Annotated in this window: 1 protein-coding gene; it reads right to left on the reverse strand. The window is 76.6% G+C overall.

From position 1 onward, the window contains the following. Window positions 1–1,535, reverse strand: a 1,535-nt coding sequence (locus EAO70_RS38785; protein WP_261992624.1) for an SIS domain-containing protein, incomplete at its 3' end; no start/stop codon positions are given. Window positions 1,536–1,688: the final 153 nt, after the last annotated feature.

Here is a 1,688-nt window from a genome sequence, read left to right on the forward strand (position 1 = left end):
GCCGTCGCACCGAACGAGGCCCCGAACGAGTACGCCGAGAACATCGCGGCCAGCCCCGGCACCCTGTGGGCCCTGTTCACCCCGCTGCTCATGCTGCTCGACCGGGTCGGCCTCCTGGAGGCGCCGCCCGAGGCGCTGGAGAAGGTCGCCGACCGGCTCGACCGTACGGCGGAGCGCTGCGGCCCGGCCATCGCCACGTACAGCAACCCGGCCAAGACGCTCGCCGCCGAACTCGCGGACACCCTGCCGCTGATCTGGACGGAGGGCGCGTCCGCGGGCCGGTCCCGCAGCAGCACCACCCGGGCGCGGAGTGCCTGCGGCTCCTCCACCCGGTCGCGGAAGAAGTCCTCGGGGTCCGCGCCCGCCGCGTAGTCGCCGGCGAGGAGGACACCGTGGGCGGGGAGGGCCTCCGGGAGTTCCGCGGCGAGCGCCGGAAGCCCGGCGAGCTCGGCGAGCACCGCGGCGAACCTGCGGCCCGCGGGGCCCGCGGCCGCGCCCTCCGTCCAGATCAGCGGCAGGGTGTCCGCGAGTTCGGCGGCGAGCGTCTTGGCCGGGTTGCTGTACGTGGCGATGGCCGGGCCGCAGCGCTCCGCCGTACGGTCGAGCCGGTCGGCGACCTTCTCCAGCGCCTCGGGCGGCGCCTCCAGGAGGCCGACCCGGTCGAGCAGCATGAGCAGCGGGGTGAGTGACCCGCCCACGGTGTCCTCCTCGCCGGCGACTACGCGGCGGGCGCGGACCCCGAGGACTTCTTCCGCGACCGGGTGGAGGAGCCGCAGGCACTCCGCGCCCTCCGTCCAGATCAGCGGCAGGGTGTCCGCGAGTTCGGCGGCGAGCGTCTTGGCCGGGTTGCTGTACGTGGCGATGGCCGGGCCGCAGCGCTCCGCCGTACGGTCGAGCCGGTCGGCGACCTTCTCCAGCGCCTCGGGCGGCGCCTCCAGGAGGCCGACCCGGTCGAGCAGCATGAGCAGCGGGGTGAACAGGGCCCACAGGGTGCCGGGGCTGGCCGCGATGTTCTCGGCGTACTCGTTCGGGGCCTCGTTCGGTGCGACGGCCATCGGTACGAACAGCCCGCGCGAGCCGCTGACGGTCTCGGTCAGCGGCGATCCCTCGGGGGCGACGGCGACGACGGTGATGCCGCGCCGGTAGGCCTGCTCCGCGAGGAGCGCCAGTCCCGGTTCGGAGCCGTCGGTCGTCGGCAGCAGCAGGAGGTCCACGGAGCCGGCCCAGCCGGGCAGCGCCCAGCGCAGGGCGCCCGCCGCGGGGGCGACGCCGGTCGGCTGGAGGCGTACGACGGGAGCGGAGGCTCCCGCCAGGGCGCCGATCAGGTCGGCGACGGCCGCGGAGGCGGTGCCGGGGCCGGCCACGAGGACCGCGCGGGGGCGGCCTTCGGGGTGGAGGTCGGCGATGCCGGCCTCCGCGGCGTGCCGGGCCGCCGTCCTGACCCGGGCGCCGGCTTCGGCCGCGCCGCGGAGCAGGCCGCGGCGGTCTGCCAGGGCGAGGTCGTCCGGGGCGTCGAGGAGGGTCTCGTCGAGCATGGGGCGGGTGCCTCCGGTCGCATCGTCGTCGCGGGCCCCTGCGGGGAGGGGGCTTCGGCTGCTGTGTGGTCCGCACCTTCCATGGTGCGGGGCTTGTGGTGCGCGTGCGGGGTCGTACGGGGTGCGGTGCGGGTGCCGGACACCGGGGGTGGC

The sequence above is a fragment of the Streptomyces sp. adm13(2018) genome, from assembly GCF_008042145.1.
Lineage (GTDB): Bacteria > Actinomycetota > Actinomycetes > Streptomycetales > Streptomycetaceae > Streptomyces.